A 22,223-nucleotide genomic window follows, 5' to 3' on the forward strand; every position below is an offset into this window, starting at 1 on the left:
TCTGTGATCCAACTAACAGAACCCATAAAATAGCGGACCGTTAGCCATAAGACGTAGAATCGTCGTCTCCACAACTTCTGCCTGCAATTGGATCCATTTCGCGGCAGCTGAGGACCTCCGGGCCCAGATTTCTAAAATTTTACGCAGCTTGGACAGGCTGAATTGAGCCTGTCCCCCGGTTTTGGGACCCCTGCCGGGCGCGTTAAGCAGAACAAAACGGCCCATCTCGCACTATCTCCGCGAAAGCAACAAAGCCCGGCACGCATAGGTCGAGGGGGACCTCGCGAAGCCGGAAAGGGATGTCAGATGGAGACGGCTGCTCACAAGCGCGCCTGGCGCGCCATTCTTTTTCTGTGCGGACTGATCCTGCTCGGATCGGCCGCCGATCTTCGTGCCGGCACGCTGCTGTCGCCGGGGCCGGGCGTGCTCGTGCGCAAATCCGCCGAGCCGTTCGGCGTGTTCGCCTTCGCGATTTCCACCGGCAGCCTGCACCAGAAATGGTTCGCGCTGAAGGAGAAGCTCGACGACGACATGGTGCAGCTCGCGCTGTGCGATGGCGATCGCGACAATTGCGCCTCGCCCGCAGCCCTCAAGCTGCTCGCCATCGTCGACCAGGCCCGCAGCCGCGACGGCCGCGCGCGGCTCGGCGAGACCAACCGCGCCATCAACCTTTCCATCCGCGCCGTGGATGACGGTGCCGACGACGTCTGGAGCTCGCCGCTTGCGACCTTCCAGCGCGGCGCCGGCGACTGCGAGGACTATGCCATCGCCAAGCTCGCCGCGCTGCGTCTGGCCGGAATTGCTCCTGCGGATCTCCGCATCGTCGTGGTGCGCGACACTCCATCCGGCGAGGAGCATGCGGTCGCCGCCGCACGGCTCGACGGCCATTGGCTGATGCTCGACAACCGCCGCATGGCGATGGTCGAGGACGATAACGCCCGCACCTACCAGCCGCTGTTCGTGCTGTACCAGTCCGCGGTGCTGAAATATGTCGGCGAGCCCGTGCAGCTGGTCGCCGCCACCGCCGAGGCGCGGTGATTTCTCGTAGCCTCGCCTAATCGGTCGCACCACAAGACCATTCCGTCGCGCGTTCCGGAGCGCTAGCATGGTTCCAACCTTGCTAGGGGACTTCCGGAATGCGGTTCATCGTGCTGTCCGTGCTTGCGCTGCTGGCCTGGCCCGTGGCACCGAGCTCCGCCCAATCCGGCACCGCCGACCGCTCCCTCGCCGACAAGCTGCCGTTGTTCGCCAAGAACAATTGCCAGCAGAATCGCGACCCCGCCAATCAGCTGTTCTGCGGTGACGCCGAGCTTTCTGCTGCCGCCGGGAAGCTGAGCGCGGCCACCGAGGCGCGGCTCGCCCGCCTGCCCGATCGTCTGCCCGCGATCGAGGAGAACGCGATCTGGGTCCGGCAGCGCAGCCTCGGCTGCGGCATCATCGGCCAGACCGCGGTCGGTTACGACGACGTCGACCGAATCAAGGCCTGCCTCCTGAAGGTGACCGAGGAGCGCGCCGCGATCCTGCGCGATCCCGATTTCGACTGTCTCGCCGCCAACACCGCGGCCGGCGCGATGATCTGCGCCGACCCGTCGCTGGCGCTGGCCGAGACCGAGCTCAACGGCGAGGTGCTCGGCCTGATCAAGAAGCTGGACGAGACTGCGGCGCGCTTTGCCTTCGCCGAATACGGCCGCTGGACGCGCGAGCGCGACCGCAAATGCAATCTGGTTGGCAAGGAGAACGTGCCGCTCGCCGAGCTGTCGCCCGCGGAGGATTGTCTCGCCGACTATCTGAAGCGCAAGAGCGACGAGATCAGCGCTGCCAAGGGCGATCCGAAGAAGGTGTTCGGCCGCCAGATCGCCGCGAAAGCGCCCGACACCGACGCCGTCGACTTCTGCGCCGCGCGGATTCATGCGGCCAATTCCTGCGGCAATTTCGTTCGCATCAACCGCGTCTACGCGCTCGACAGCCAGGCGGGCGAGCAGGAGGCGCAGGTCACCGGCGAGATCGAGATGGTGGTGCTGGCACCCTTCACCGCCTGCAGCAAGGTCGCAACCACCTGCACCGGCACCTGCTGGGACCCCAGGACGGGCCGCGCGCAGCCGGGAGCGGGCAACAAAGAGCGCGGGGGAGAAACTTTCAACGTCACGCGTCGCCTGCGGATCCAGCGGACATTCGCCTTCGTGAAGGCCGCCGACGGCTGGCGCTGCCGGGAGGACGAACTCGCGCCGGTGAACTCGGGGACTGCCGGCGGGGGGTCGTAGGGCAGTCTCTTGTCCCTCTCCCCGCGCTTCGCGGGGAGAGGCGAAGAAAAATCAAAACATCAGATTGTCCTTCACCAAGACCCAGCGGCCACCCTTGACCTGCTGCACCTGGGTGATGGTGTTGGCGAGGTGGTCGGTCTTGGAGAACCTGGTCGGCGGCGAGTTGAAGATGTCGAGGAATTTGTCGCCCGACTCCAGTGAATCCAGCATCTTCTGTCCGGTCAGATCCTTGCCGGCCTTGTCCGCATAGAAGGCGAACGTCATCACCGCGTTGTAGCCGATGATGGCTTGCGTGTTGGCGTCGGTGCCGAACATCTTCTTGTAGTTGATCAGCCAGTCGTGGACCTTGCCCTTGGCGGTGTCCTCATAGGGGATCTCGAAGCCACTGGCCGCGTAGAGCCCTTCGACCGCGTCCTTGCCGAGCGTCGGCACCTCCAGCACGTTGGTCGGCGTGGCGCCGAGGAAGGTGACGTCCCAGCCGAGCTTCCTGGCCTCCGTCATCGCGCCGATGGTCTCGCGGATCACGGTGCCGAGCACGACGAGATCGCAACCATCGGACTTCATCTTGGCGACCTGGGCGCTGAAATCGGAGGCGCCGCGCTTGTAGCTCGTGATCGAAGCGGGCTGCACCTTCATGGCGGTGAGCTGCTGATTGAAGCCATCGAGCACGTTTTTTCCGTACTCGTCATCCTGATGCATGATGCAGGGCTTCTGGAAATTCTTCCACCCCATCATGTATTTCAGCGCGGCGCGCGTGCTCTCGACATAGGGCAGGAGGTTGTTGAACTTCAACCGCTCCTGCGGCTTGGCCGGATCGAACTTGAAGGTGAATTCGGCGGCCGTCAGCGGAAACAGCTGGAGCACGCCGGCATCGAACAGCGTATCCTGCGCGGCCAGCACCGTCGGCGAGCCCATCGGGCCGATCATCGCAAAAATCTTGTCGCGCTCGACCATCTTCTGCGTGGCGAGCACCGCCTTCTTCGGATCGTAGCCGTTGTCCTCCAGAATCATCTTGATCTTGCGGCCCTGGACGCCGCCGGCGGCGTTGATCTCCTCGACCGCCATCTTCATGCCGTTGGAAACCGGCACGCCCCAGACCTTGATCGGGCCGGACAGATCCTGATGGGTGCCGATGACGATCTCGTTCGCCGAGACGCCGTCATTGGTGACCTTGGTTTGCGCCGCGGCCGGCAGACAGGTGAGCGCCACCGCGCCCATCGCAAGGCCGAACGCACTGAACAATTTCGACATTGACGTCTCCTCTCGATAAGGCCCGTGTTGCACGAAGAACGGGGGCCGCCGCTCCTTCGCTTTCTCAAATTTGCTCGCTCTCTTTTCTACGCATGCCCCTTGTCGGAAAACCGGTTCCCGCTTTTCCGGGGGCATGCGCGTCACGCCACCGCGCGCGCGAGATACATCGCGTCGATCTCGGCGGCATAGCGCTTGTTCACGAAATTGCGCTTCAGCTTCATGGTCGGCGTCAGCTCCTCGTCCTCCGGGGTGAGCTGGCGCTCGATCAGGTAGAATTTCTTGATGGTCTCGACGCGGGCGAAATTGCCGTTGACCTGCTCGATCTCGCGCCAGATCAATTCCTGGATCTCCCTCGCCCGGCACAGGCTGGCGTAATTGGTGAAGGGGATGTCGTGGTCCTGGGCGAACTTCTCGACATTCTCCTGGTCGATCATTACGAGGCAGGTGAGATACGGCCGCTTGTCGCCGATCACCACGGCATCCGAGATATAGGGCGAGAATTTGAGCTGGTTCTCGATCTCAGACGGCGTGATGTTCTTGCCGCCGGAGGTGATGATGATGTCCTTCATCCGGTCGGTGATGCGGACGAAACCTTCGTTGTCGATGGTGCCGACGTCGCCGGTGCGCAGCCAGCCGCGCGGATCGATGGTGTCGGCGGTCTTCTCGGGCTGGTTGAGATAGCCCATGAACAGGAAGTCGCCCTTGATCAGGATCTCGCCGTCGGGCGAGAGCGCGACCTCGCCCCAGGACACCGCCTTGCCGACCGAACCGAGCTTGATGCAATCCGACGGCATCAAGGTCGCGACGCCGCAATTCTCGGTCTGGCCGTAGACCTCGCGGATGTCGATGCCGAGCGCGAGATACCAGCGGATCAGGTCGGGCGCGATCGGGGCCGCGCCGGTAAAGGCGATGCGGCAGCGGTCGAGCCCGATCATGCGGCGGATGTTGCGGAACACCAGCCGGTAGGCGATGTGGTTGGCGAGGCGGAGCGACAGCGGCGCGGCCTCGCCCGCGATCCGACGATCCGTCATGCGATAGCCGATCCCGATGGCGCGGCGATAGACCCATTGCTGGAACGGCGTCGCGTCCTTCAGCGCGATGGTGACGGCGGAATAGAATTTTTCCCAGATGCGCGGCACCGCGAGGAAGACGGTCGGCTGCACCTCCCGCAGATTGTCCGGGACGGTCTCCGGGCTTTCGGCAAAGCTCATCACCGAGCCGAGCGCGACCGAGATGTAGTAACCGCCGATCCGCTCGGCGACGTGGCAGAGCGGCAGGAAGATCAGCCGCTCCTCGTCGTCATAGGCCGGGATGAAGTCGTTGGCGTGCCGCATCTGGTGCGTGACGCTGCGGTTGGCATGCATGGCGCCCTTGGGCGGGCCGGTGGTGCCGGAGGTGTAGACGAGCACCGCGAGATCGGCGGCGTTGCGGCTGTCGATCATCTCAAGCCACAGCGTCTCGCGACCGACCATGTGGTTGCGGCCGAGCGCGCGGAATTCGGCGAGCGACATCACCATGTCATCGGAAAAGCCGCTCAAACCCTCCATGTCGAACACGATGATCTTGTGCAGGCTGGGACAGCGCGCGCGGCAGGCGAGCAGCTTGTCGAGCTGCTCCTCGTCCTCGGCGAAGACGATCTTCGTCCGGGAGTCGTTGACGAGATATTCGACCTGGGGCATCGCATCGGTCGGATAGATGCCGGAGGAGACGCCGCCGGCGCACAATATGCCCATGTCGGCATAGACCCATTCCGGCACGGCGTTGGCCATGATCGAGGCGACGTCACCGGGCATGAAGCCGGTCGCACGAAGCGCGTAGGCGATCTCCTTCGAAATCGCCAGCCACTCGCGCCAGCTGGTCGGCTGCCAGATGCCGAACTTCTTCTCGCGGATCGCAGGCCTGTCGCCGCGCGTCTCTCCCGCGCGCACAAAGCTCTTCGCGATCGTATCAGCGACGGTCAGCACCGCCGGTCGGGCCATGCGCGTTTCCTCCTTGTCGCCTTCCCCTCCGTTGCCTGCCTTGCCGGCGGTCTATGTCTCGCGGATCAGTCTTCCCATTTAACGCCAAACCTTGCTCTAACGCCAAGTTTTCTTCTTTTTCCAGCGCCGCTCACCCCGGGCGCCGGCTTCCTTGGCGCCAAGGTAGAATTCCTGGATGTCCTGGGAATGCATCAAGCGGTCGCAGGTGTCGTTCATGACCACGCGGCCGATCTCGAGCACATAGCCGTAATGCGCCGTCTCCAGCGCCACCCTGGCATTCTGCTCGACCAGCAGGATCGACATGCCCTGCTCCTCGTTGACGCGGCGGATGATCGTAAAAATCTCCTTCACCAGGATCGGCGACAGTCCGAGCGAGGGCTCGTCGAGCAAGAGCAGCGTCGGACGGTTCATCAGCGCGCGCCCGATCGCGAGCATCTGCTGTTCGCCGCCGGAGAGCTGGCCGGCCGGCTGGTTGAGACGCTCCTTCAGCCGCGGGAAATAGCCGTAGACGCGCTCCAGATCCTCCGCGACGCCGTCGCGGTCCCTGCGGGGGTAGGCCCCCATCATCAAATTCTCGCGCACCGAGAGGAACGGAAACACCTCGCGCCCTTCCGGCACGTGGCTCAGGCCCAGCCGCACGATCTTGTCCGCCTCCATGCGCTGGATCGGCTTGCCCATGAACTCGATCGAGCCCTTCTGCGGATCGAGGATGCCGGAGATGGTTTTCAGCACCGTGGTCTTGCCGGCGCCGTTGGCGCCCAACAACGTGACGATGCGGCCGCGCGGCACCTCCAGCGAGATGCCGCGGATCGCCATGATCGGCCCGTAATAGCTCTCGATGTTCGAGAGCCTCAAGATGATGTCCGGCGCCACGGTCGCATCCATGCGTCAGGCTCCGAGATACGCGGCGACGACGTCGGGATGCTGCTGCACTTCGGCGGGCGAGCCCATCGCCAGCACACGGCCGTAGTTCAACGCGATGACGCGATCGGACACACGATTCACCAGCGACATGTCGTGCTCGACCATCAGCACAGTGATGCCGAGTTCGCTCTTCATGTCGCGGATCCAGAACGACATGTCGTCGGTCTCCTCGACATTCAGCCCCGACGATGGCTCGTCGAGCAGGATCAGTTTTGGCTCCGAGCACAGCGCACGTGCGAGCTCGATCACCTTGCGCACGCCGTAAGGAAGGCCCGAGATCTGCTTGTCGCGGTACGGCTCGAGATCGAGGAACTCGATCACCTGCTCGACACGGCGGCGATGCACCTTTTCGTTGGCGCGCACACTCGGCAGGAACAGCAATTCCTGCCAGAGCTGCGTGGTCGAATGGCGGTGGCGGCCGACCAGGAGGTTAGCCAGCACCGTCGCATTCTCGAACAGCTCGATGTTCTGGAAGGTACGGGCGATGCCGAGCCTTGCGATGTCGTAGGGCGGCTGTTCCGTGATGTCCTGGTCCTCGAAGAAGATGCGGCCCGAGGTCGGCCGGTAGATGCGCGAGATCAGGTTGAAGATCGAGCTTTTGCCGGCGCCGTTGGGCCCGATGATCGAGAGGATTTCGCCCCGCTCGACCGCGAACGACACCGCATCGACGGCCTTGAGCCCGCCGAAATGCAACGACAGGTTCTCGGCGCGAAAATAGCTCATCGGTTCCGCTCCGATTTCACGTAGATCTTCTGCCGCTTGAAGGTCGAGCGCTTGTAGAGCGGGAACAGCTGGAAGAAGAGCTTGATCTTGAGCCAGCGGCCGTAGAGCCCGAGCGGCTCGAACAGCACGAACAGCACGATGATGACGCCGTAGATCGCGCCCTTCAGCCCGTTCAGCGAGGCGAAGGCCGCGACCTTGGACTGGACGTTTCCCGCTGTGGCCGTGCTCGCTCCGAATGTCGCGGCGATGCCGGCGATGATGCCGGGCATGTCGTCCTTCAGGTAGGTCAGGAACGGATCGATCATCACGATGAAGATCGCGCCCAGCACCGCGCCGTGCAGCGAGAAGGTGCCGCCGATCAGGATCACGATGATGAACTCGATCGAGAGCTGGAGCGTGAACATCTCCGGCGAGATGAAGGAAAGCTTGTGGGCGAACAGCACGCCGGCAAAGCCGGTGATCGCCGCCGAGATGGCAAAGGACTTCACCTTGTAGAGCGCGACGTTGATGCCCATGCTGCGCGCCGCCGTCTCGGAATCGCGAATTGCGACGAAGGCACGACCCGTCGGCGAGCGCAGCAGATTGAGCGAGCCGACGATGGTCAGCACCAGCACAGCGAGGCACAGGAAATAGAACGTCGGGCTGTCGCGCGGCACCGCGACGCCGAGCAGCGACAGCGCCTTGACCCGCATCCCCTCATTGCCGTTGGTGACGCTCTCCCAGCGCGCCAGGATTTCCTCGACGACGAAGGCAAAGGAGATGGTGGCGATGACGAGATAGATGCCCTGGAGCCGCAGCGCGGGAAAGCCGACCAGCGCGCCGATGCAACCCGTCAGAAGGCCTGCGGCGAGGAAATAGACCGGGAAAGGTACGTTATATTTTTGCAGGTACGCGGCCGTGTAGGCGCCGATGGCGAGAAACGCCGCGTGGCCGAGCGAGGCCTGTCCCGTGAAGCCTGTCAGGATCAACAGCGCGACGCCGACGGTGGCGTAGATGCAGACAAAGACCAGCTGGCTCATCAGATAGCTGGAGAGCACGTAAGGCGCGATCAGCAATACTGCGAGCAGGAGGCCGTAGGAGACGATGTAGCCCGAATGCGGAAACAGCCTGATATCGTCCTCATAGTCGGTCTTGAACAAGAAGCGCATAGCGTTCAGACCTTCTTGCGGACGTGATGGCCGAACAGGCCTTCGGGCTTCAGCAGCAGCACGGCAAGCAGCACGAGATAGGGCGCGACGTCCTTCCAGCCCTCGGGCAGATAGAAGCCGGCCATGCTCTCGATGATTCCGATCAGCACACCGCCGACGACCGCGCCGGGGATCGAGCCGAAGCCGCCGAGCACGGCCGCCGGAAACGCCTTCAGCCCGAGCACCAGACCGACATTGGAGTGGATGAAGGTGATCGGCGCCAGCAGCACGCCGGCGCAGGTCGCGACCGCTGCACTGATCGCCCAGACGATCGACACCACGCGCTTCACCGGAATGCCCATGTAGTAGGCCGCGAGCATGTTCTCGGAACTGGCCCGCATCGCGGTGCCGAGCGCGGTCTTGTTGAAGAACAGCCAGAGCAGCGCGCAGAGGATGACGGTGGCGGCGATCACCGAGAGCTTGTCATGAGCGAGCACCAGCGAGCCGATGCGCAGCACGCCCTGGCTGAACGGCGTCTCGATCTTGAAATCGTCGGTGCCCCAGATCATGCCGGCGATCGAGCGCAGGAAATAGCCGAGCCCGATGGTCGCCATGATGATGGAGAATTGCGGATAGCCGAGGATCGGCCGCACCACGATGCGTTCCGCCAGCATGCCGAACAGCGCCATGGCGGCCACCGCACCGGCAAAGCCGATCCAGTAGTTCAGGCCCATCATGCCGATGAAGGTGAAGGCGAAGAAGCCGCCCAGCATCATCAGATCGCCCTGGGCGAAATTGACGACCTCGGTGGCCTTGTAGACGAGCACGAAGCCGAGCGCGATCAGGCCGTAGACGCAGCCGAGCGCAACACCGCTGACCAGCTGCTGAACGAAATCCAGCATCGCCGCGCTTCCTCCGGATGCAACCAGGGTTCTTCTCGACCGCCTTGCCGCATCTTGTGTCCAGCCGCTACGCAGTCGTTTCGCCGCGTGAGCCGCATATGTCCCACCGCATTGAGCCCAAAGCGATGAGCCGTGTCAACAAAGGTGGATGCACAGCCCGAACGGGAGATTTCGCCGGCTGGTCGTCATCGCGCGGAAACAGTTTCGATCCATGCTTGCCCCCGATGCCGCGCCCCGGATTGCGACCGACATTGGCACGGCCGGCCTGCGGTTCTCGACTTCCGCAGGTGGCGGCGCGATGATACAACTGCCACAACAAGTCTGCGAAAGACGGAGGATGCGATGGCTCGGAGCGGAAACGAGGTTGCGCGAGACATCAACGTCGGGCCGATCGAATTGATCTCGACTGGAGCAGCCCTGGGCGCCGAATTGCGCGGCGTCGATCTCAGAAATCTCGATGCGTCGCAGTTCTCGGCGATCGAACGCGCCTGGCATGACCATCAGGTCATTCTGGTGCGTGACCAAACCCTCGACGACCAGGACCTGATCGCGTTCAGCCGCCGCTTCGGCGAGCTCGATTGGGCGCCGATCCAGGAGACCGGCAGGCGCTTCGTCGAGGGATTGCCCGAAATCTACATCGTTTCAAACGTGACCGTAAATGGTGAGCCGATCGGCAGCCTCGGCGCCGGTGAGGCCGTTTGGCATGCGGACATGTCGTATCTCGACGTGCCGCCGATGGCGAGCATGCTTTATGCGCTGGAAGTGCCCCCGGCCGGCGGCAACACCTCGTTCTGCAGCATGTACGCGGTCTATGCGGCGCTGCCGGACCGTTTGAAGCGCCGGATCGCCGATCTGAAAATCAAGCACGACGGCACCTATAATAGCGGCGGCTATTTGCGCCAGGGAGTGACCCCGACCGACGACCCAAGGACGTCGCCGGGCGCGATCCATCCGCTGGTCTGCACCCATCCCGATACGCGCCGGCGGATGCTTTATCTCGGCCGCCGCCGCAATGCGTATCTGGTGGGGCTTGAGCTTGCCGAGTCCGAGGCGCTGCTGGACGAGCTATGGAATTTCGTCGCGCGCCCCGAATATGCCTGGGAGCACGTCTGGCGGGTCGGCGATCTCGTGCTGTGGGATAACCGCTGCACCATGCATCGGCGCGACCCCTTCGACGCCTCGGCGCGGCGCATCATGCATCGCACGCAGATCAAGGGCAGCGCGGCGCCGGCCTGATGCGCAGGTTCAGTCATTCCAATCAGGTCCTGTTGATCCTCTGCCTGATGTACCTGATCCTCTATGTGGACCGGGTCAACATCTCGACGGCGGCACCGTTGATCAAGGCGGACCTTGAACTCAGCAACACCGAACTCGGCCTGGTCTTTTCGGCATTCGCCTATCCCTACGCCCTATTCCAATTGATCGGCGGCTATTTTGGCGACAAGTTCGGCCCGCGTCTGACGCTGTTCGTCAGCGGCATCATCGTATGTGCGGCGACCGCAGCGACAGGCGCGGTCGTGGGCTTGCGAGCCTTTTTGCCGCCAGGCTTGCGCTCGGTATCGGCGAGGGCGCGACCTTTCCGACCGCAACCCGGGCGATGGCGGCGTGGGTGCCGGAGCGCAATTGGGGTTTCGCCCAAGGTATCACCCATTCGGCGGCGCGGATCGGCAATGCGCTGACGCCACCTTTGATTGCGCTGCTGGTGACGCTGGTGTCATGGCGCGGCGCATTCGTCGTTCTTGCCGGCCTGAGCCTTTTCTGGGTTGTGATCTGGTTGCTGTATTTTCGCGACGTCCCGACATCGCCGCCGCTGACCGCGGAAGAACTCGCCACACTTCCCGCGCGCGGCCGAAGCGCCGTCGCAGAGCCGGTGCCGTGGCTAAGATTGTTTCGTCGCATGCTGCCGGTGACGGCTGTTGATTTTTGCTACGGCTGGACGCTCTGGCTGTTCCTGAGCTGGATACCGTCGTTCTTTTTTCAGAACTATCATCAGAACCTGACGCAGTCGGCGTTCTATGCAGCCGGCGTGTTCCTTGCCGGAGTGGTCGGTGACACCCTGGGCGGGATCGTGAGCGACCGGATCCTGCATCGGACCGGCAAGCGGACCCCGGCGCGGCGCAATGTCATCGTGGCCGGGATGCTCGGTGGATTTCTATTTCTGATTCCCGTGATGCTCGTCCACGACGTCAATTTGGCGGCGCTCTCGCTTGCCGCGGCATTCTTTTGCGTCGAGCTCGTGGTGGCGCCGATCTGGGCAGTTCCGATGGATATCGCGCCAAAATATTCGGGCTCCGCGAGCGGCATGATGAATTTCGGATTCGGCGTCGCCGGTATCATATCGCCCGTGGCGTTCGGGTTCCTGATCGATCGAACCGGAAGCTGGACCTGGCCGTTCCTCGGGTCCATTTGCCTGTTGCTGCTCGGCGCCGGACTCGCTTTTCGCATGCACCCGGATCGGCCTTTCGAGGCCTTCCCTGCGGGCGAATCGCGCTGATCGATCACGGTGGCGTCATTCGCATGGGTGGGATTTTCGGCCGCCTATTCACGGTGCCGAAACAGTTTCCGGCCATGGTGCCCAGCTGCCAACGAACCAGGACCGAACCAGCTCATGAATCCCGAACACGCCGCGCTCGAGGTCCGAGGGTTAACGAAGCGTTTTGACCGTTTGGCGGTCGATGACCTCGATCTCACCATCCACGCCGGTGAATTCTACGCCCTTGTCGGCCCCAACGGCGCCGGCAAGACCACCACGCTGCGCATGGTCGCCGGTCTGCTCAGGCCCGATTCCGGCGGGGTCTCGATTTTCGGCATCGATGCGCTCGCAAATCCCGTCGCCGCCAAGCAGGCGATGGCCTGGGTCTCCGACGAGCCGATGATTTATGACAAGCTGACGCCGCTCGAATATCTCGAGTTCGTCGCCGGGCTCTGGGGGATCGCGCCGTCCGTTTCGGAACCGGTCGCCGAGGAGCTCTTGAGCTCGCTCGGGCTCGAGCCGCACAGGCACGAACGCTGCGAAGGGTTTTCCAAGGGCATGCGCCAGAAGGTGGCGCTGGCCGGCGCGCTGGTGCACGATCCCCGCCTCATCATCCTCGACGAGCCGCTGACCGGACTGGACGCCGTCTCCGCACGCCATGTGAAGGGGCTGTTGAGCGAGCGCGTGAGGACCGGCTGCACCGTCATCATGACCACGCACATTCTCGAGGTTGCCGAGCGCATGGCCGACCGCATCGGCGTGATCGCGTCGGGCCGGCTGGTCGCCGAGGGCACGCTCACCGAGCTGCGCCAGCAGAACGGCCATGCCGACACCAGCCTGGAAGATCTCTTCATCGCGCTGGTGACGCTTCAGGAAGCCGCATGAGCTCGGCGACCGCGCTCTCCTGGTTTGCGCGCCACGAGCTGCGGCTCGCCTGGCGCGAATGGTTCGCCATGATGACCGGCGGTCGACGCCGGCGAGGGCGCGCCGCAATGATCGGCCTGCTGTGCTTTGCCGCGCTGCTGCACGTGCCGGCCTGGGCGGTGATCGGCCGCTTCGCCAATCTGCAGCTGCCGCTCGACAAGTCGTCGCTGATCGTGATCTCGGCCACGATCTTCCTGGCCTGGACGCTGATGCTGTCGCAGGCGATCGAATCGGTGACGCGCGTATTCTACGCCCGCGCCGATCTCGACCTGATCATGTCCTCGCCGGCGCGGCTCGCCAATCTGTTCTCGGTCCGCATCGCCGCGATCGCACTCACCGTCACGGTGATGGCTCTCTTGTTCTCGACACCTTTCGTCGACGTGCTGGTGATCGGCGGCGGCCCGCGATGGCTGGCCGCGTTCGGCGTGGTCGTCGCGATGGGCCTGTCGGCGGCGGCGATCGCGATTGCCATCACCATCCTCCTGTTTCGTCTGATCGGCCCGGCACGAACGCGGTTCGTGGCCCAGATCCTGGCCGCGATCATCGGCGCGGGTTTTGTGATCGCGCTCCAGGTCGCGGCGATCATCTCCTATGGCACGCTGTCGCGCTTCACCATCCTCACCTCCGGCACCGCGGCCGCCTACGCTCCCGATGTCGACAGCATCTGGTGGTGGCCGGCGCGGGCGACGATGGGCGACAGCGAGGCGCTGTTGCTGCTGCTCGCGCTTGGGCTCGTGCTGCTCGGAAGCGTGATGGCAACGTTCTCGGGCCGCTTCGCCGATACCGCGATCGAGGCCGCCGCTTACGGAACGTCGAACCGCCGACGCGCGAAAGAGCGCCCGTTCCGCGGCGGTTCGCGGCAGCAGGCGCTGCGGCGCAAGGAATTTTCGCTGCTCTGGCGCGATCCCTGGCTGATCTCGCAGACGCTGATGCAGCTTCTTTATCTGGTGCCGCCGGCACTCTTGCTCTGGCGCAGCTTTGCCGACAGTTCCGCGGCGCTGACATTGATCTCGCCGGTCATCGTGATGGCCGCGGGTCAGCTCGCCGGCGGGCTCGCCTGGCTGACCATTTCGGGCGAGGACGCGCCCGATCTGGTCGCGACCGCACCGCTGACGCCGGCAAGCGTCATCCGCGCCAAGATCGAGGTGGTGCTGATCGCGATTGCCGTCATCTTCAGCCCGCTGGTCGCAGTGCTCGCCTTCGCTTCACCGTACCAGGCCGCGATCACCGCGGCTTCTATCATCGTCAGCGCCGCCTCCGCCACCGCGATCCAGCTCTGGTTCCGGGTGCAGGCCCGGCGCAGCCAATTCCGCCGCCGCCAGACCTCGTCGCGGCTCGCGACCTTTGCGGAAGCCTTCTCCTCGATCGGCTGGGCCGCCACCGCCGCGCTTCTGCTCACGATCCCGATCGCCGGGATCGTCAGTGGCCTGATCACCGCGGGCCTCGTCGCGATGACGTGGAAGTTCAGCCCAAAGCGGGAGTGAGGGGCCTCGCCTCGGCCCCTGCTTGAAAGTAAGGCTAGATTGCCTTACTTAATAAATATCTCAAGGATTGAGGACCCCATGGGCACACTCACCGTCACGGCGAAGGGGCAGGTTACGCTGCGGAAGGACCTCCTGGAGCACCTCGGTGTACATCCAGGCGACAAGATTTCGATAGAGAAGCTCCCTGGGGGCCGGGTCGAGGTGAAGGCAGTTCGGCCCACCGGAAAGATTTCGGATGCCTTCGGCTTCCTAAAGGGAAAGACGAACGGTCGATCGCTGTCGATCGGAGAGGTGAACGAGATCATAGCTGACGGCTGGGCCGGCAAGCGATGAAGATGACACCCGACACGAACGTCCTGGTACGAGTTCTGGTCGGGGATGATGTCGAACAGAGCAAGGCGGCCGGAGCCGTTCTCAAGAAGGCAGACGTCGTTGCCATCTCAATCCCCGCACTGTGCGAGTTGGTCTGGGTCCTCTCACGAGGCTACGAAACTTCTGCTGAGGATATCGCGGCGTCCATCCGGCACCTCATCAGTGCCTCCAATGTGGTCGTCAACCGGGCCTTAGCTGAGGCTGGGTTGGCACTCCTCGATGCTGGTGGCGATTTTGCCGATGGCGTCATTGCTTATGAAGGTTATTGGCTTGGCGCCGAGACCTTCGTTTCATTCGATAAAAAGGCCGTGAAGCTAGTAGAGGCAAGCGGCGGATTGGCGCGGCTGCCGTAGCGACGCATGACGTCGCGCAAATTCGACGATACACTTCTCAAATCGCCGAATGCGCAACGGATGATCGCGTTATGGCTCGACTAGTCCTGACGATCTTTGCTTTCTTCGGCTTGTTCCTCTCACCTGCTCTCGCCCAGCAGGCGCCTCAGCGCAGCGAATGCCTGGCCATGGCGAACGCCGCGCCCCGCGCCATGCCGGTTGCCTTCCGGCAGGCGGCCGCTGCCGCCGAGGTCGAGATCACCTATGCCGGCCACTCCACCTATTTCATCGACACGCCGGGCGGCGTGCGCATCGCGACCGACTATAGCGGCGCCTACCAGGTCGGCCGGCTGCCCGATGTCGTCACCATGAACCGCGCCCACAGCACGCACTACACTCTATATCCCGACAAGCGCATTCCGCGCGTGCTGCATGGCTGGGGCGAGGACGGTAAGCCGGCCGTCGTTTCGGAACGGATCGGCGACACCTTCATCCGCAACGTCACGACCGATATCCGCCGCTATTTCGGCGACGATTCCGGCACCGACATGATCCGCGACGGCAATTCGATCTTCATCTTCGAGGTCGCGGGCCTCTGCATCGGCCATCTCGGCCATCTCCACCACAAGCTCGACGATAGCCATTTCGCCCAGATCGGGCGGCTCGATATCGTGATGGTGCCGATCGACGGCACCTACACGATGTCGCTCGACGGCGTCTCGGAGATCACCAAGCGGCTGCGCGCTTCGGTGGTGCTGCCGATGCACCGTTTCGCCACCCCGCTCGACGAGTTCATGCGCCGCATCGGCCAGCAGTTCGAGATCGACCGCCGCACCGAGCGTTCCCTGCGGATATCGCGGGAGACGCTGCCATCGACGCCGACGGTCATCATCCTCGACGGGGTCTGACGCGCAATTTTCTCCAAGCCGCCCGCGGTCCGGCCGTGTTGATCTCCTCGCAACAGGAGATCGACATGACCGACTTTGCGAGATTTTTGCACGCGGACGGACCGAACCCCGAACATGCCGCAGCGCTTCACCTGTACGGCCGCTTCGTCGGCGACTGGGATGCCGGGGTCACCGCGCACGCGGCGGACGGAACGAAATACACCGCGCCCGGCGACATTCATTTCGGCTGGGTGCTGGAGGGGCGCGCCGTCCAGGACGTCTGGATGATCCCCCGCCGCGCCGGCAGCCCGGCCTTTCCGATCGCCGGCAATTGGTACGGTACGACGCTGCGGGTCTACGATCCCACCTTGTCCGCGTGGCGGATTTCCTGGTTCGATCCCGGGCGTAGCGTGTTCCGCCAGCAGATCGGCCGCCCACGCGGCGAGGACATCGTGCAGGAGGGCACGACCGAATCCGGCGACCTGACGCGCTGGAGCTTTACGGAGATCACCGATGATTCGTTTCACTGGCTCGGCGAGGTCAAGCCGGCGGCGGCTCCGGACTGGCGGCTCGCGGTCGATGTGAGGGCGAAGCGGCGCAAGGACTGAGGGCACCGGATGCGCTCACGCTGAGGAGCGCGGTTGCGCAACACGCGCTGCTGCACGGACAGATGAGGTGCTAGGCTTCCCCCACAAAAAACAGAGGGAGCGAACGTCGATGGCTGCAAGCGGTCTGCCCGCCAACACCAGCGGGCTATTCGTCGAGCCGCGCGAGGATTGGCTCGCGCTGCATCAGGAGGAGATCATCGATCCCGCGCGGCCGATCGTCGATCCGCATCATCATCTCTGGAATCGCGGCCATCGCTACCTGATCGAGGAGATGGCTGATGACATCGCCACCGGCCACAACATCATCGCCACCGTCTATGTCGACTGCCGCTCGATGTATCGCGCCGACGGACCCGAGGCGTTCCGGCCCGTCGGCGAGGTCGAGTTCGCCAACGGCGTCGCCGCGATGAGCGCGAGCGGCGGTTACGGCAAGGCTGCGATCTGCGCCGGCATCGTCAGCCATGTGAACCTCCTGCTGGGCGATGCGGCCAAGCCGGTGCTGGAGGCGGAGATCGCGGCCGGCAACGGCCGCTTCCGCGGCATCCGCCATTCCTCGGCCTGGGATCAGGACCCCGTCGTCGCCGGCATGTATGCGAACCGGCCGAAGGGATTGTTGCAGGATCCGACCTTCCGCAAGGGCTTTGCCTGTCTGGCGCCGCTCGGCCTCGGCTTCGATGCCTGGCTGTTTCATCCGCAGATCGGCGAGCTGACCGAACTCGCGCGCGCTTTCCCCGACACCAGGATCGTGCTCGACCATTGCGGCGGGCCGGCCGGCGTCGGCCGGTTTGCGGGACGGCGCGAGGAGGTGTTTGCAGAGTGGCGCGCCTCGATCCGCGAGATCGCCAAATGTGAGAACGTGGTGGTCAAGCTCGGCGGGCTCGCAATGTGCCTGCTCGGCTACGACTTCCATCTGCGCGAGCGGCCGCCGTCATCCGAGGAGCTCGCCGCGGCGTGGAAGCCCTATGTCGAAACCTGCATCGAGGCGTTCGGACCCGGGCGGGCGATGTTCGAGAGCAATTTTCCGCCGGACAAGGGCCAGTGCAGCTATCAGGTGATCTTCAACGCCTTCAAGCGCATCGCGGCCCCGTTGAGCGAGGCGGAAAAGACCGCGCTGTTCTCGCAGACCGCGACTGACGTCTACCGGCTCGAACTATCATCATAACGAGAAGAGGGGCCGGGATGTTGGTCCCGCCCCCTCTTCCGTCGTGGCCGCTGGGAAGCGTCCGAGAAACTTAGTTAGTTGAGCACGATCTTTTCGGAAAACCGCTTCACACTTTTCCGGATCATGCTCTAATTAACCCGCACCCATGAGGGTCGCAGGGCGGCGCTCGCCGGGCGAGAGGAACATCCGCTTGAGCTTGTTGACGACGCGGACCATGAAGCCGATCACGACCGGGTTGGTCTTGCGGCAGAAGGCGATCTTCTTGACGTGGCCCTCGACATGCCATTTGGCGTGCGCGCCGTCGCGGAAGAAGATCACATCGCCGACGCCATAGCGCTTCGGCGGGAGCCCATCGCTCTCCAGCACGATCGATCCTTCCAGGATCATGATCGTCTCGTCGAAATCATAGTACCAGTTGAAGCGGCCTTCGGTGCAGGACCAGATGATGGTCGAGGAGGTCCCGTCCGAGCTGGTCGACAGGATGTGCGAACGCGACACCGGGTTGCCCTGGATGATCCAGGCCGGCTCAATCGGCCGCAGTTCCAGATCCACATTACAACTACCGGCTTCAATCAACGCGCGCGACATCTGCTTCCCCAGGAGATAGACTAAGTATGACCGGGGTCGGACCCGGATTGTCTCGAAAGATGTGGGAACGCTAGTAGCCGGTTTTTAATTCTTCCTTACGCAGGCCCCGACAATCAGCCGCAAGTTGCAAGTGCGAAGGGCCTAACGTGCCGATTTGACCGCAAATTCGCGCATATGAACCCATCTTTTCCGGGGTGCGACAAAATGCGCGAACGCCACCCAGGAAGGAGCCACCCCGATGCCCCTCACCCCCGAGGTTCTGGCCGTCAACAGGGAGGTCGTCACGCGGCTCGGCAGCTTCGACATCTCCTTCGAACCGGACGAGGAGCCCTGGTTCGCCATCGACGGTATCGACAAGCCCCAACAGATCGCCGGCGACGGCGCCGGCGGCGCCTTCGTGCTGCTGCCGTCGGAACATGTGCTCTACGTGTCGTCCGAGGGTCGCGCCGGGATCATCGCAAATGGTTTCGAGGCCTTCGTCCAGCTCGTCGTGGCCCGTCCCTATTGGCTCGACATCCTCAAATTCTCAGCGGGCGGCGACCTCGCGGAAATGCGTCGCGCGGCGATCGCGCTGGAAGCGACGCTCGACGACGAGGATGAGGTCAACGAAGCCCGCAAGGAAATCCGAAGCGCGCTCGACTTGCCCGAACCGGACGATCCGGTCGGCGCACTCTACGAGGCGGTCGCCGCGTCCGACGCCATCGTGCGGGCCACCGACGGCAGCCCGTTCACGACGCTGTTCAACCGCTTCAGCATCGACAACAACCCGATGCTGCGCGACGCGGCGGCGTAGCTCTTCTGATTGCGCATGATCTGATCCGAAAACCGGTTCCCAGTTTTCGAGATCATGCGCGTTACTTCGCCCACTCGCCCTTGCGGAACACCGGCACCTTGCTGCCATCAGCCAAAATACCGTCGATGTCGGTCTCGGCCGAGCCGATCATCCAGTCGATATGGATCAGGCTCTGGTTGCCGCCCTGGGCTGCGATCTGCTGCGGCGTGAGCTGGGCGCCATTGACGAAGCACTTCGAATAGCACTGGCCGAGCGCGATGTGCGAGGCTGCGTTCTCGTCGAACAGCGTGTTGTAGAACAACAGCCCGCTCTGCGAGATCGGCGAGGAATGCGGCACCAGCGCCACCTCGCCGAGACGGCGCGCGCCTTCGTCGGTGTCGAGCACCTTGTTCAGCACCTCGGCGCCGCGCGAGGCCTTCGCATCGACGATCTTGCCGTCCTCGAAGCGCACCGCAATGTTGTCGATCAGCGTGCCCTGGTAGGACAGCGGCTTCGAGCTCACGACATGGCCATAGACGCGCCGGCTATGCGGCGTGGTGAAGACTTCCTCGGTCGGGATGTTGGCGTTGCAGCTGATGCCGTTCTTGGAGAGCGAGGCGCCGCCTTCCCATTCGTGGCCGTCGGCAAGCCCGATGGTGAGGTCGGTGCCGGGCCCTGAATATTGCAGCGCACGGAAGCGCTGGCCGTTGAGCCAGTTGGTGCGCTCGCGCAGCACCGCATTGTGGCTCGCCCAATTGGCCATCGTATCCTCGCGATCGACGCGGGACGCCGCGAAGATCGCATCCGCAAGCTTGCCGATCGCGACGTCCTCGGGATCGTTGGGAAACACCTGCTTGGCCCAGGACGGACTCGGATAGGCGATGATGTTCCAGTTGGTGTCGAAATTGACGATCTTTTCCAGCGCCGGCTGATAGGCCATGGAATTGGCCTTGCTGGCGCGGGCGACCTTCGAAGGATCCTCACCCGACAGCAGCATCGGATTGTCGCCGACAATGGCAAGACGCGCGGTGTTGTCCGAGAACGCTTTCGCCATGCCCTCGTAGAGCCAGCCGGCGGCGCGATCGAAGCTGTTGTCGTGACCGTGGCGATAGCGCGCCAGCGTCATCTCCTCGTCGGAAAGGATCGGCGTCACGATGCCGGCGCCGGCCTTGTAGGCGTGCACGGCAATCCGCCGCACCAGTGGCAGCGCGATCGCGGGCGCCGTCAGCAACAGGTCCTGTCCCGGTCGCAAGCCCAGTCCCACCTTCACCGCCACCTCGGCCAGCCGATCGAGCTTCGTGGGATCGATGGAAGTGACGGAATTGCGTTGATCGGTCATGCCGGGTCCTTTGCCGAAAATCTCTCGTTCAATCTAAGTCTAGCATCGCAAGACACAAGTGTGCGAGCGTCTTGCTAACCGTTAAAGATACGCAATTTCGCGCATTTTGGTTTTCAACGCGTTGCCGATTTCAGCACACGGTCGACCATGGCGGGCGCAAGGCCGAGGTAATTTTTCGGTGAGGTCAGCGCCTCGATGGTGGCGCGGTCGATTCTGCTCGAAACGCGCGGATCGGCCGACAGCGCATCGGCCAGAGTGAGCCCCTTCTCATTGGCGAGCCGGCAGGCGTCATAAACGACATCGTGCGCCTCCTGCCGGCCGATCTGCGGCGCGAGCCCCATCATGACCGCTTCGGCCACAATCAGACCCCGACTAAGGGCGAGATTGTCGTTCATCCTGGCTTCGTCCACGATAAGACCGGCGAGCGCGAACTTCGCCTGGTGCAGCGCGCCGGCGGTCAGCACGAAGCTTTCCGGGATCGCCATCCATTCGGCGTGCCACGGACCGGTGGCGCGCTCGAAATCCTGCACCATCGCGTCCAGCATCAGGCCGGCGTGCTGACGCACGGCCTTGCTTGCTGCGAGCATCAGCTCCGAAGAGATCGGGTTGCGCTTCTGCGGCATGGTCGAGGAGGCGCCGCGCCCCTTGACGAAGGGTTCGTAAACTTCGGCGAATTCGGTTGACGCCATGATCATGATGTCGAGCGCGATCTTGCCGAGCGAGCCGGTGACGAGCGCCAGAAAATTCACGGCCTCGGCAAAACCATCGCGCGCGACATGCCAGGTCGAGGCGGGCACGCCGAGCTTCAGCTCGGCGCAGAGCGCTTCCTGCACCTCAAAGCCCCTGTCGCCGAGCGAGGCCAGCGTCCCGGCGGCGCCGGCGAACTGTCCGACCAGCACGCGCGGCTTCAATTGCGCCAGCCGCTCGGCGTGACGATCGAACATCGCGAGCCAGATCGCGGTCTTGTAGCCGAACGTCACCGGCAGCGCCTGCTGGAGATGGGTGCGCCCGGCCATCGGCGTGTCGCGATAACGCCTGGAGAGATCGGCGAGGATTTTGCGCAGTTCGGCGATGTCACGCTCGATGATTTCGAAGCCGGCGCGCAATTGCAGCACCACGGCGGTGTCCATGATGTCCTGCGTGGTCGCGCCCCAATGCACGTAGCGGCCGGCCTCACCGCATTGTTTCACCATCTGATGCACCAGCGGCAGGATCGGGTAGCCGACGATGTCGGTCTCCTCCCGCAGCAGCTCGAAATCGAACGCGGCAACATTCGTCCGCGCCGCGATCGCGTCGGCAGCCTCTTGCGGGATCACACCGCATCGCGCCTCCGCCTTCGCCAGCGCCACTTCGACCTCTGCGTAACGCGCGACCAGCACGACATCGGAAAACACCGCCCGCATCGCGGGCGTGCCGAAGGCATCGCGAAACAGCATGGAGTCGAGCACGGTGGTGGCGGCAGGAAAAGCGGGCATGAGCGTTTCTTCACGGCTGTTGTTGTGTGAGGTGACAGCTTACGCTGGCTATGGCGTTCGGCAATGAACATTCACCGTTCGTCACACATCGCTCGCATATCCGTTTGCATCCTGTCCAAACTTTAATTCAGCGCGCCTGTCGAGTTGCACTATCACTTGTCGCGCGGCGCGACGGCCGCCGCACGACGAGGAGACCTCAATGCTGAAATCGTTTCGCCTCGTTGCTGGAGCTTGTCTGCTGGCGAGCCTGTCGACCGCGACACTGACGACGGCGTCGGCGGCACCGATCAGTCAACCGCTGGCGATGATGCGAGTTGCGCCCGGGCAGATCGAGCAGGTGCGCTGGTACGGACACCGCGGCTGGGGCTGGGGCGGCGGCGCATTCGTCGGCGGACTGGCGGCTGGCGCAATCGTCGGCGGCGCGGTCGCTGCGCCCTACTATTACGGCTCATCTTATTATTACGGGCCGGGCGATCCGCCGCCGCCCGTCGCCTATGGTCCGCCGCCGGAAGGCGACGTGCAGTACTGCATGCAGCGGTACAAATCCTACAATCCCAACACCGGCACCTATCTCGGCAACGACGGACGGCGTCATCCCTGCCCGTGATGCGCAGCCGCAGCACCCGGATCACGTCCGGGT

The 22,223-nt window shown here is 63.7% G+C and carries 21 protein-coding genes and 1 pseudogene; 13 read left to right on the forward strand and 9 right to left on the reverse strand.

All coding sequences use genetic code 11. The annotated features are described in order from the left end of the window. Positions 1–306 precede the first annotated feature (306 nt). Positions 307–1,038 (forward strand): transglutaminase-like cysteine peptidase, encoded by a 732-nt coding sequence (locus tag IC761_RS33730; RefSeq protein ID WP_195800923.1) that lies wholly within the window; start codon positions 307–309, stop codon positions 1,036–1,038. Positions 1,039–1,136: 98 nt separating this feature from the next. Continuing rightward, positions 1,137–2,261 (forward strand): lysozyme inhibitor LprI family protein, encoded by a 1,125-nt coding sequence (locus IC761_RS33735; RefSeq protein WP_195800924.1) that lies wholly within the window; start codon positions 1,137–1,139, stop codon positions 2,259–2,261. A 51-nt stretch (positions 2,262–2,312) separates the two neighbouring features. Here IC761_RS33735 and IC761_RS33740 read toward each other — a convergent pair whose 3' ends face one another. From IC761_RS33740 to IC761_RS33765, 6 genes are all read right to left on the reverse strand, one after another. Beyond that, complete coding sequence (locus IC761_RS33740; protein ID WP_195800925.1) at positions 2,313–3,512, reverse strand: ABC transporter substrate-binding protein; 1,200 nt, start codon at positions 3,510–3,512, stop codon at positions 2,313–2,315. A gap of 140 nt (positions 3,513–3,652) precedes the next feature. Beyond that, complete coding sequence (locus tag IC761_RS33745) at positions 3,653–5,491, reverse strand: AMP-dependent synthetase/ligase (protein WP_195800926.1); 1,839 nt, start codon at positions 5,489–5,491, stop codon at positions 3,653–3,655. Between the two features lie 96 nt (positions 5,492–5,587). Continuing rightward, positions 5,588–6,376 (reverse strand): ABC transporter ATP-binding protein, encoded by a 789-nt coding sequence (locus IC761_RS33750; protein ID WP_195800927.1) that lies wholly within the window; start codon positions 6,374–6,376, stop codon positions 5,588–5,590. Positions 6,377–6,379: 3 nt separating this feature from the next. Beyond that, a complete protein-coding gene (locus IC761_RS33755; RefSeq protein WP_195800928.1) occupies positions 6,380–7,138 on the reverse strand; it encodes an ABC transporter ATP-binding protein in 759 nt (252 codons plus the stop codon). Then, complete coding sequence (locus tag IC761_RS33760) at positions 7,135–8,286, reverse strand: branched-chain amino acid ABC transporter permease (RefSeq protein ID WP_195800929.1); 1,152 nt, start codon at positions 8,284–8,286, stop codon at positions 7,135–7,137. Before IC761_RS33760 ends, IC761_RS33755 begins: the two co-directional genes overlap by 4 nt. A gap of 5 nt (positions 8,287–8,291) precedes the next feature. After that, entirely contained in the window at positions 8,292–9,167 is an 876-nt protein-coding gene (locus tag IC761_RS33765; RefSeq protein ID WP_195800930.1) for a branched-chain amino acid ABC transporter permease, read from the reverse strand. A 342-nt stretch (positions 9,168–9,509) separates the two neighbouring features. On the opposite strand from IC761_RS33765, the gene IC761_RS33770 reads away from it, so the two are divergent. From IC761_RS33770 to IC761_RS33810, 9 genes and pseudogenes are all read left to right on the forward strand, one after another. After that, entirely contained in the window at positions 9,510–10,403 is an 894-nt protein-coding gene (locus IC761_RS33770; protein ID WP_195800931.1) for a TauD/TfdA dioxygenase family protein, read from the forward strand. Continuing rightward, positions 10,403–11,661: pseudogene (locus IC761_RS33775) on the forward strand (MFS transporter). The gene IC761_RS33770 and the pseudogene IC761_RS33775 overlap by 1 nt, the downstream one beginning before the upstream one ends. Positions 11,662–11,775: 114 nt before the next feature. After that, positions 11,776–12,525, forward strand: coding sequence for an ABC transporter ATP-binding protein (locus IC761_RS33780; protein ID WP_195800932.1), 750 nt, complete (start codon positions 11,776–11,778; stop codon positions 12,523–12,525). Further along, a complete protein-coding gene (locus IC761_RS33785; RefSeq protein WP_195800933.1) occupies positions 12,522–14,048 on the forward strand; it encodes a permease in 1,527 nt (508 codons plus the stop codon). Before IC761_RS33780 ends, IC761_RS33785 begins: the two co-directional genes overlap by 4 nt. A gap of 78 nt (positions 14,049–14,126) precedes the next feature. After that, positions 14,127–14,381 (forward strand): AbrB/MazE/SpoVT family DNA-binding domain-containing protein, encoded by a 255-nt coding sequence (locus IC761_RS33790; RefSeq protein WP_195800934.1) that lies wholly within the window; start codon positions 14,127–14,129, stop codon positions 14,379–14,381. After that, positions 14,378–14,773, forward strand: coding sequence for a type II toxin-antitoxin system VapC family toxin (locus IC761_RS33795; protein WP_195800935.1), 396 nt, complete (start codon positions 14,378–14,380; stop codon positions 14,771–14,773). Before IC761_RS33790 ends, IC761_RS33795 begins: the two co-directional genes overlap by 4 nt. A gap of 71 nt (positions 14,774–14,844) precedes the next feature. Next, complete coding sequence (locus tag IC761_RS33800; protein WP_195800936.1) at positions 14,845–15,660, forward strand: MBL fold metallo-hydrolase; 816 nt, start codon at positions 14,845–14,847, stop codon at positions 15,658–15,660. A gap of 65 nt (positions 15,661–15,725) precedes the next feature. Next, positions 15,726–16,247, forward strand: a complete 522-nt coding sequence (locus IC761_RS33805) for a hypothetical protein (RefSeq protein ID WP_195800937.1) — start codon at positions 15,726–15,728, stop codon at positions 16,245–16,247. Between the two features lie 109 nt (positions 16,248–16,356). Then, a complete protein-coding gene (locus IC761_RS33810) occupies positions 16,357–17,409 on the forward strand; it encodes an amidohydrolase family protein (protein WP_195800938.1) in 1,053 nt (350 codons plus the stop codon). A gap of 132 nt (positions 17,410–17,541) precedes the next feature. Here the strand turns inward: IC761_RS33810 and IC761_RS33815 are convergent, their stop codons facing one another. Beyond that, positions 17,542–17,997: a cupin domain-containing protein gene (locus tag IC761_RS33815; RefSeq protein WP_195800939.1), complete on the reverse strand. Its 456-nt coding sequence runs from the start codon at positions 17,995–17,997 to the stop codon at positions 17,542–17,544. 238 nt (positions 17,998–18,235) lie between these two features. On the opposite strand from IC761_RS33815, the gene IC761_RS33820 reads away from it, so the two are divergent. Then, complete coding sequence (locus IC761_RS33820; RefSeq protein WP_195800940.1) at positions 18,236–18,790, forward strand: hypothetical protein; 555 nt, start codon at positions 18,236–18,238, stop codon at positions 18,788–18,790. 61 nt (positions 18,791–18,851) lie between these two features. Here IC761_RS33820 and IC761_RS33825 read toward each other — a convergent pair whose 3' ends face one another. Both IC761_RS33825 and pcaB read right to left on the reverse strand, forming a co-directional pair. Continuing rightward, positions 18,852–20,108 (reverse strand): aminopeptidase, encoded by a 1,257-nt coding sequence (locus IC761_RS33825; RefSeq protein WP_195800941.1) that lies wholly within the window; start codon positions 20,106–20,108, stop codon positions 18,852–18,854. A gap of 113 nt (positions 20,109–20,221) precedes the next feature. After that, positions 20,222–21,583: a 3-carboxy-cis,cis-muconate cycloisomerase gene (gene pcaB / locus IC761_RS33830; protein ID WP_195800942.1), complete on the reverse strand. Its 1,362-nt coding sequence runs from the start codon at positions 21,581–21,583 to the stop codon at positions 20,222–20,224. A 199-nt stretch (positions 21,584–21,782) separates the two neighbouring features. Here pcaB and IC761_RS33835 point away from each other — a divergent pair, with 199 nt between their 5' ends. Further along, positions 21,783–22,190, forward strand: coding sequence for a BA14K family protein (locus IC761_RS33835; RefSeq protein WP_195800943.1), 408 nt, complete (start codon positions 21,783–21,785; stop codon positions 22,188–22,190). Positions 22,191–22,223 lie beyond the last annotated feature (33 nt).

Source organism: Bradyrhizobium commune (assembly GCF_015624505.1).
GTDB classification, from domain to species: domain Bacteria; phylum Pseudomonadota; class Alphaproteobacteria; order Rhizobiales; family Xanthobacteraceae; genus Bradyrhizobium; species Bradyrhizobium commune.

Bases quoted from the DNA above. Each gene is read 5' to 3' on its own strand.
- IC761_RS33835 (WP_195800943.1), top strand. From the start codon at position 21,783: ATGCTGAAATCGTTTCGCCTCGTTGCTGGAGCTTGTCTGCTGGCGAGC.
- IC761_RS33825 (WP_195800941.1), bottom strand. From the start codon at position 20,108: ATGACCGATCAACGCAATTCCGTCACTTCCATCGATCCCACGAAGCTC.
- IC761_RS33810 (WP_195800938.1), top strand. From the start codon at position 16,357: ATGGCTGCAAGCGGTCTGCCCGCCAACACCAGCGGGCTATTCGTCGAG.
- IC761_RS33750 (WP_195800927.1), bottom strand. From the start codon at position 6,376: ATGGATGCGACCGTGGCGCCGGACATCATCTTGAGGCTCTCGAACATC.
- IC761_RS33815 (WP_195800939.1), bottom strand. From the start codon at position 17,997: ATGTCGCGCGCGTTGATTGAAGCCGGTAGTTGTAATGTGGATCTGGAA.
- IC761_RS33770 (WP_195800931.1), top strand. From the start codon at position 9,510: ATGGCTCGGAGCGGAAACGAGGTTGCGCGAGACATCAACGTCGGGCCG.
- IC761_RS33780 (WP_195800932.1), top strand. From the start codon at position 11,776: ATGAATCCCGAACACGCCGCGCTCGAGGTCCGAGGGTTAACGAAGCGT.
- IC761_RS33745 (WP_195800926.1), bottom strand. From the start codon at position 5,491: ATGGCCCGACCGGCGGTGCTGACCGTCGCTGATACGATCGCGAAGAGC.
- IC761_RS33795 (WP_195800935.1), top strand. From the start codon at position 14,378: ATGAAGATGACACCCGACACGAACGTCCTGGTACGAGTTCTGGTCGGG.
- IC761_RS33785 (WP_195800933.1), top strand. From the start codon at position 12,522: ATGAGCTCGGCGACCGCGCTCTCCTGGTTTGCGCGCCACGAGCTGCGG.
- IC761_RS33790 (WP_195800934.1), top strand. From the start codon at position 14,127: ATGGGCACACTCACCGTCACGGCGAAGGGGCAGGTTACGCTGCGGAAG.
- IC761_RS33805 (WP_195800937.1), top strand. From the start codon at position 15,726: ATGACCGACTTTGCGAGATTTTTGCACGCGGACGGACCGAACCCCGAA.
- pcaB (WP_195800942.1), bottom strand. From the start codon at position 21,583: ATGCCCGCTTTTCCTGCCGCCACCACCGTGCTCGACTCCATGCTGTTT.
- IC761_RS33760 (WP_195800929.1), bottom strand. From the start codon at position 8,286: ATGCGCTTCTTGTTCAAGACCGACTATGAGGACGATATCAGGCTGTTT.
- IC761_RS33755 (WP_195800928.1), bottom strand. From the start codon at position 7,138: ATGAGCTATTTTCGCGCCGAGAACCTGTCGTTGCATTTCGGCGGGCTC.
- IC761_RS33820 (WP_195800940.1), top strand. From the start codon at position 18,236: ATGCCCCTCACCCCCGAGGTTCTGGCCGTCAACAGGGAGGTCGTCACG.
- IC761_RS33740 (WP_195800925.1), bottom strand. From the start codon at position 3,512: ATGTCGAAATTGTTCAGTGCGTTCGGCCTTGCGATGGGCGCGGTGGCG.
- IC761_RS33730 (WP_195800923.1), top strand. From the start codon at position 307: ATGGAGACGGCTGCTCACAAGCGCGCCTGGCGCGCCATTCTTTTTCTG.
- IC761_RS33800 (WP_195800936.1), top strand. From the start codon at position 14,845: ATGGCTCGACTAGTCCTGACGATCTTTGCTTTCTTCGGCTTGTTCCTC.
- IC761_RS33735 (WP_195800924.1), top strand. From the start codon at position 1,137: ATGCGGTTCATCGTGCTGTCCGTGCTTGCGCTGCTGGCCTGGCCCGTG.
- IC761_RS33765 (WP_195800930.1), bottom strand. From the start codon at position 9,167: ATGCTGGATTTCGTTCAGCAGCTGGTCAGCGGTGTTGCGCTCGGCTGC.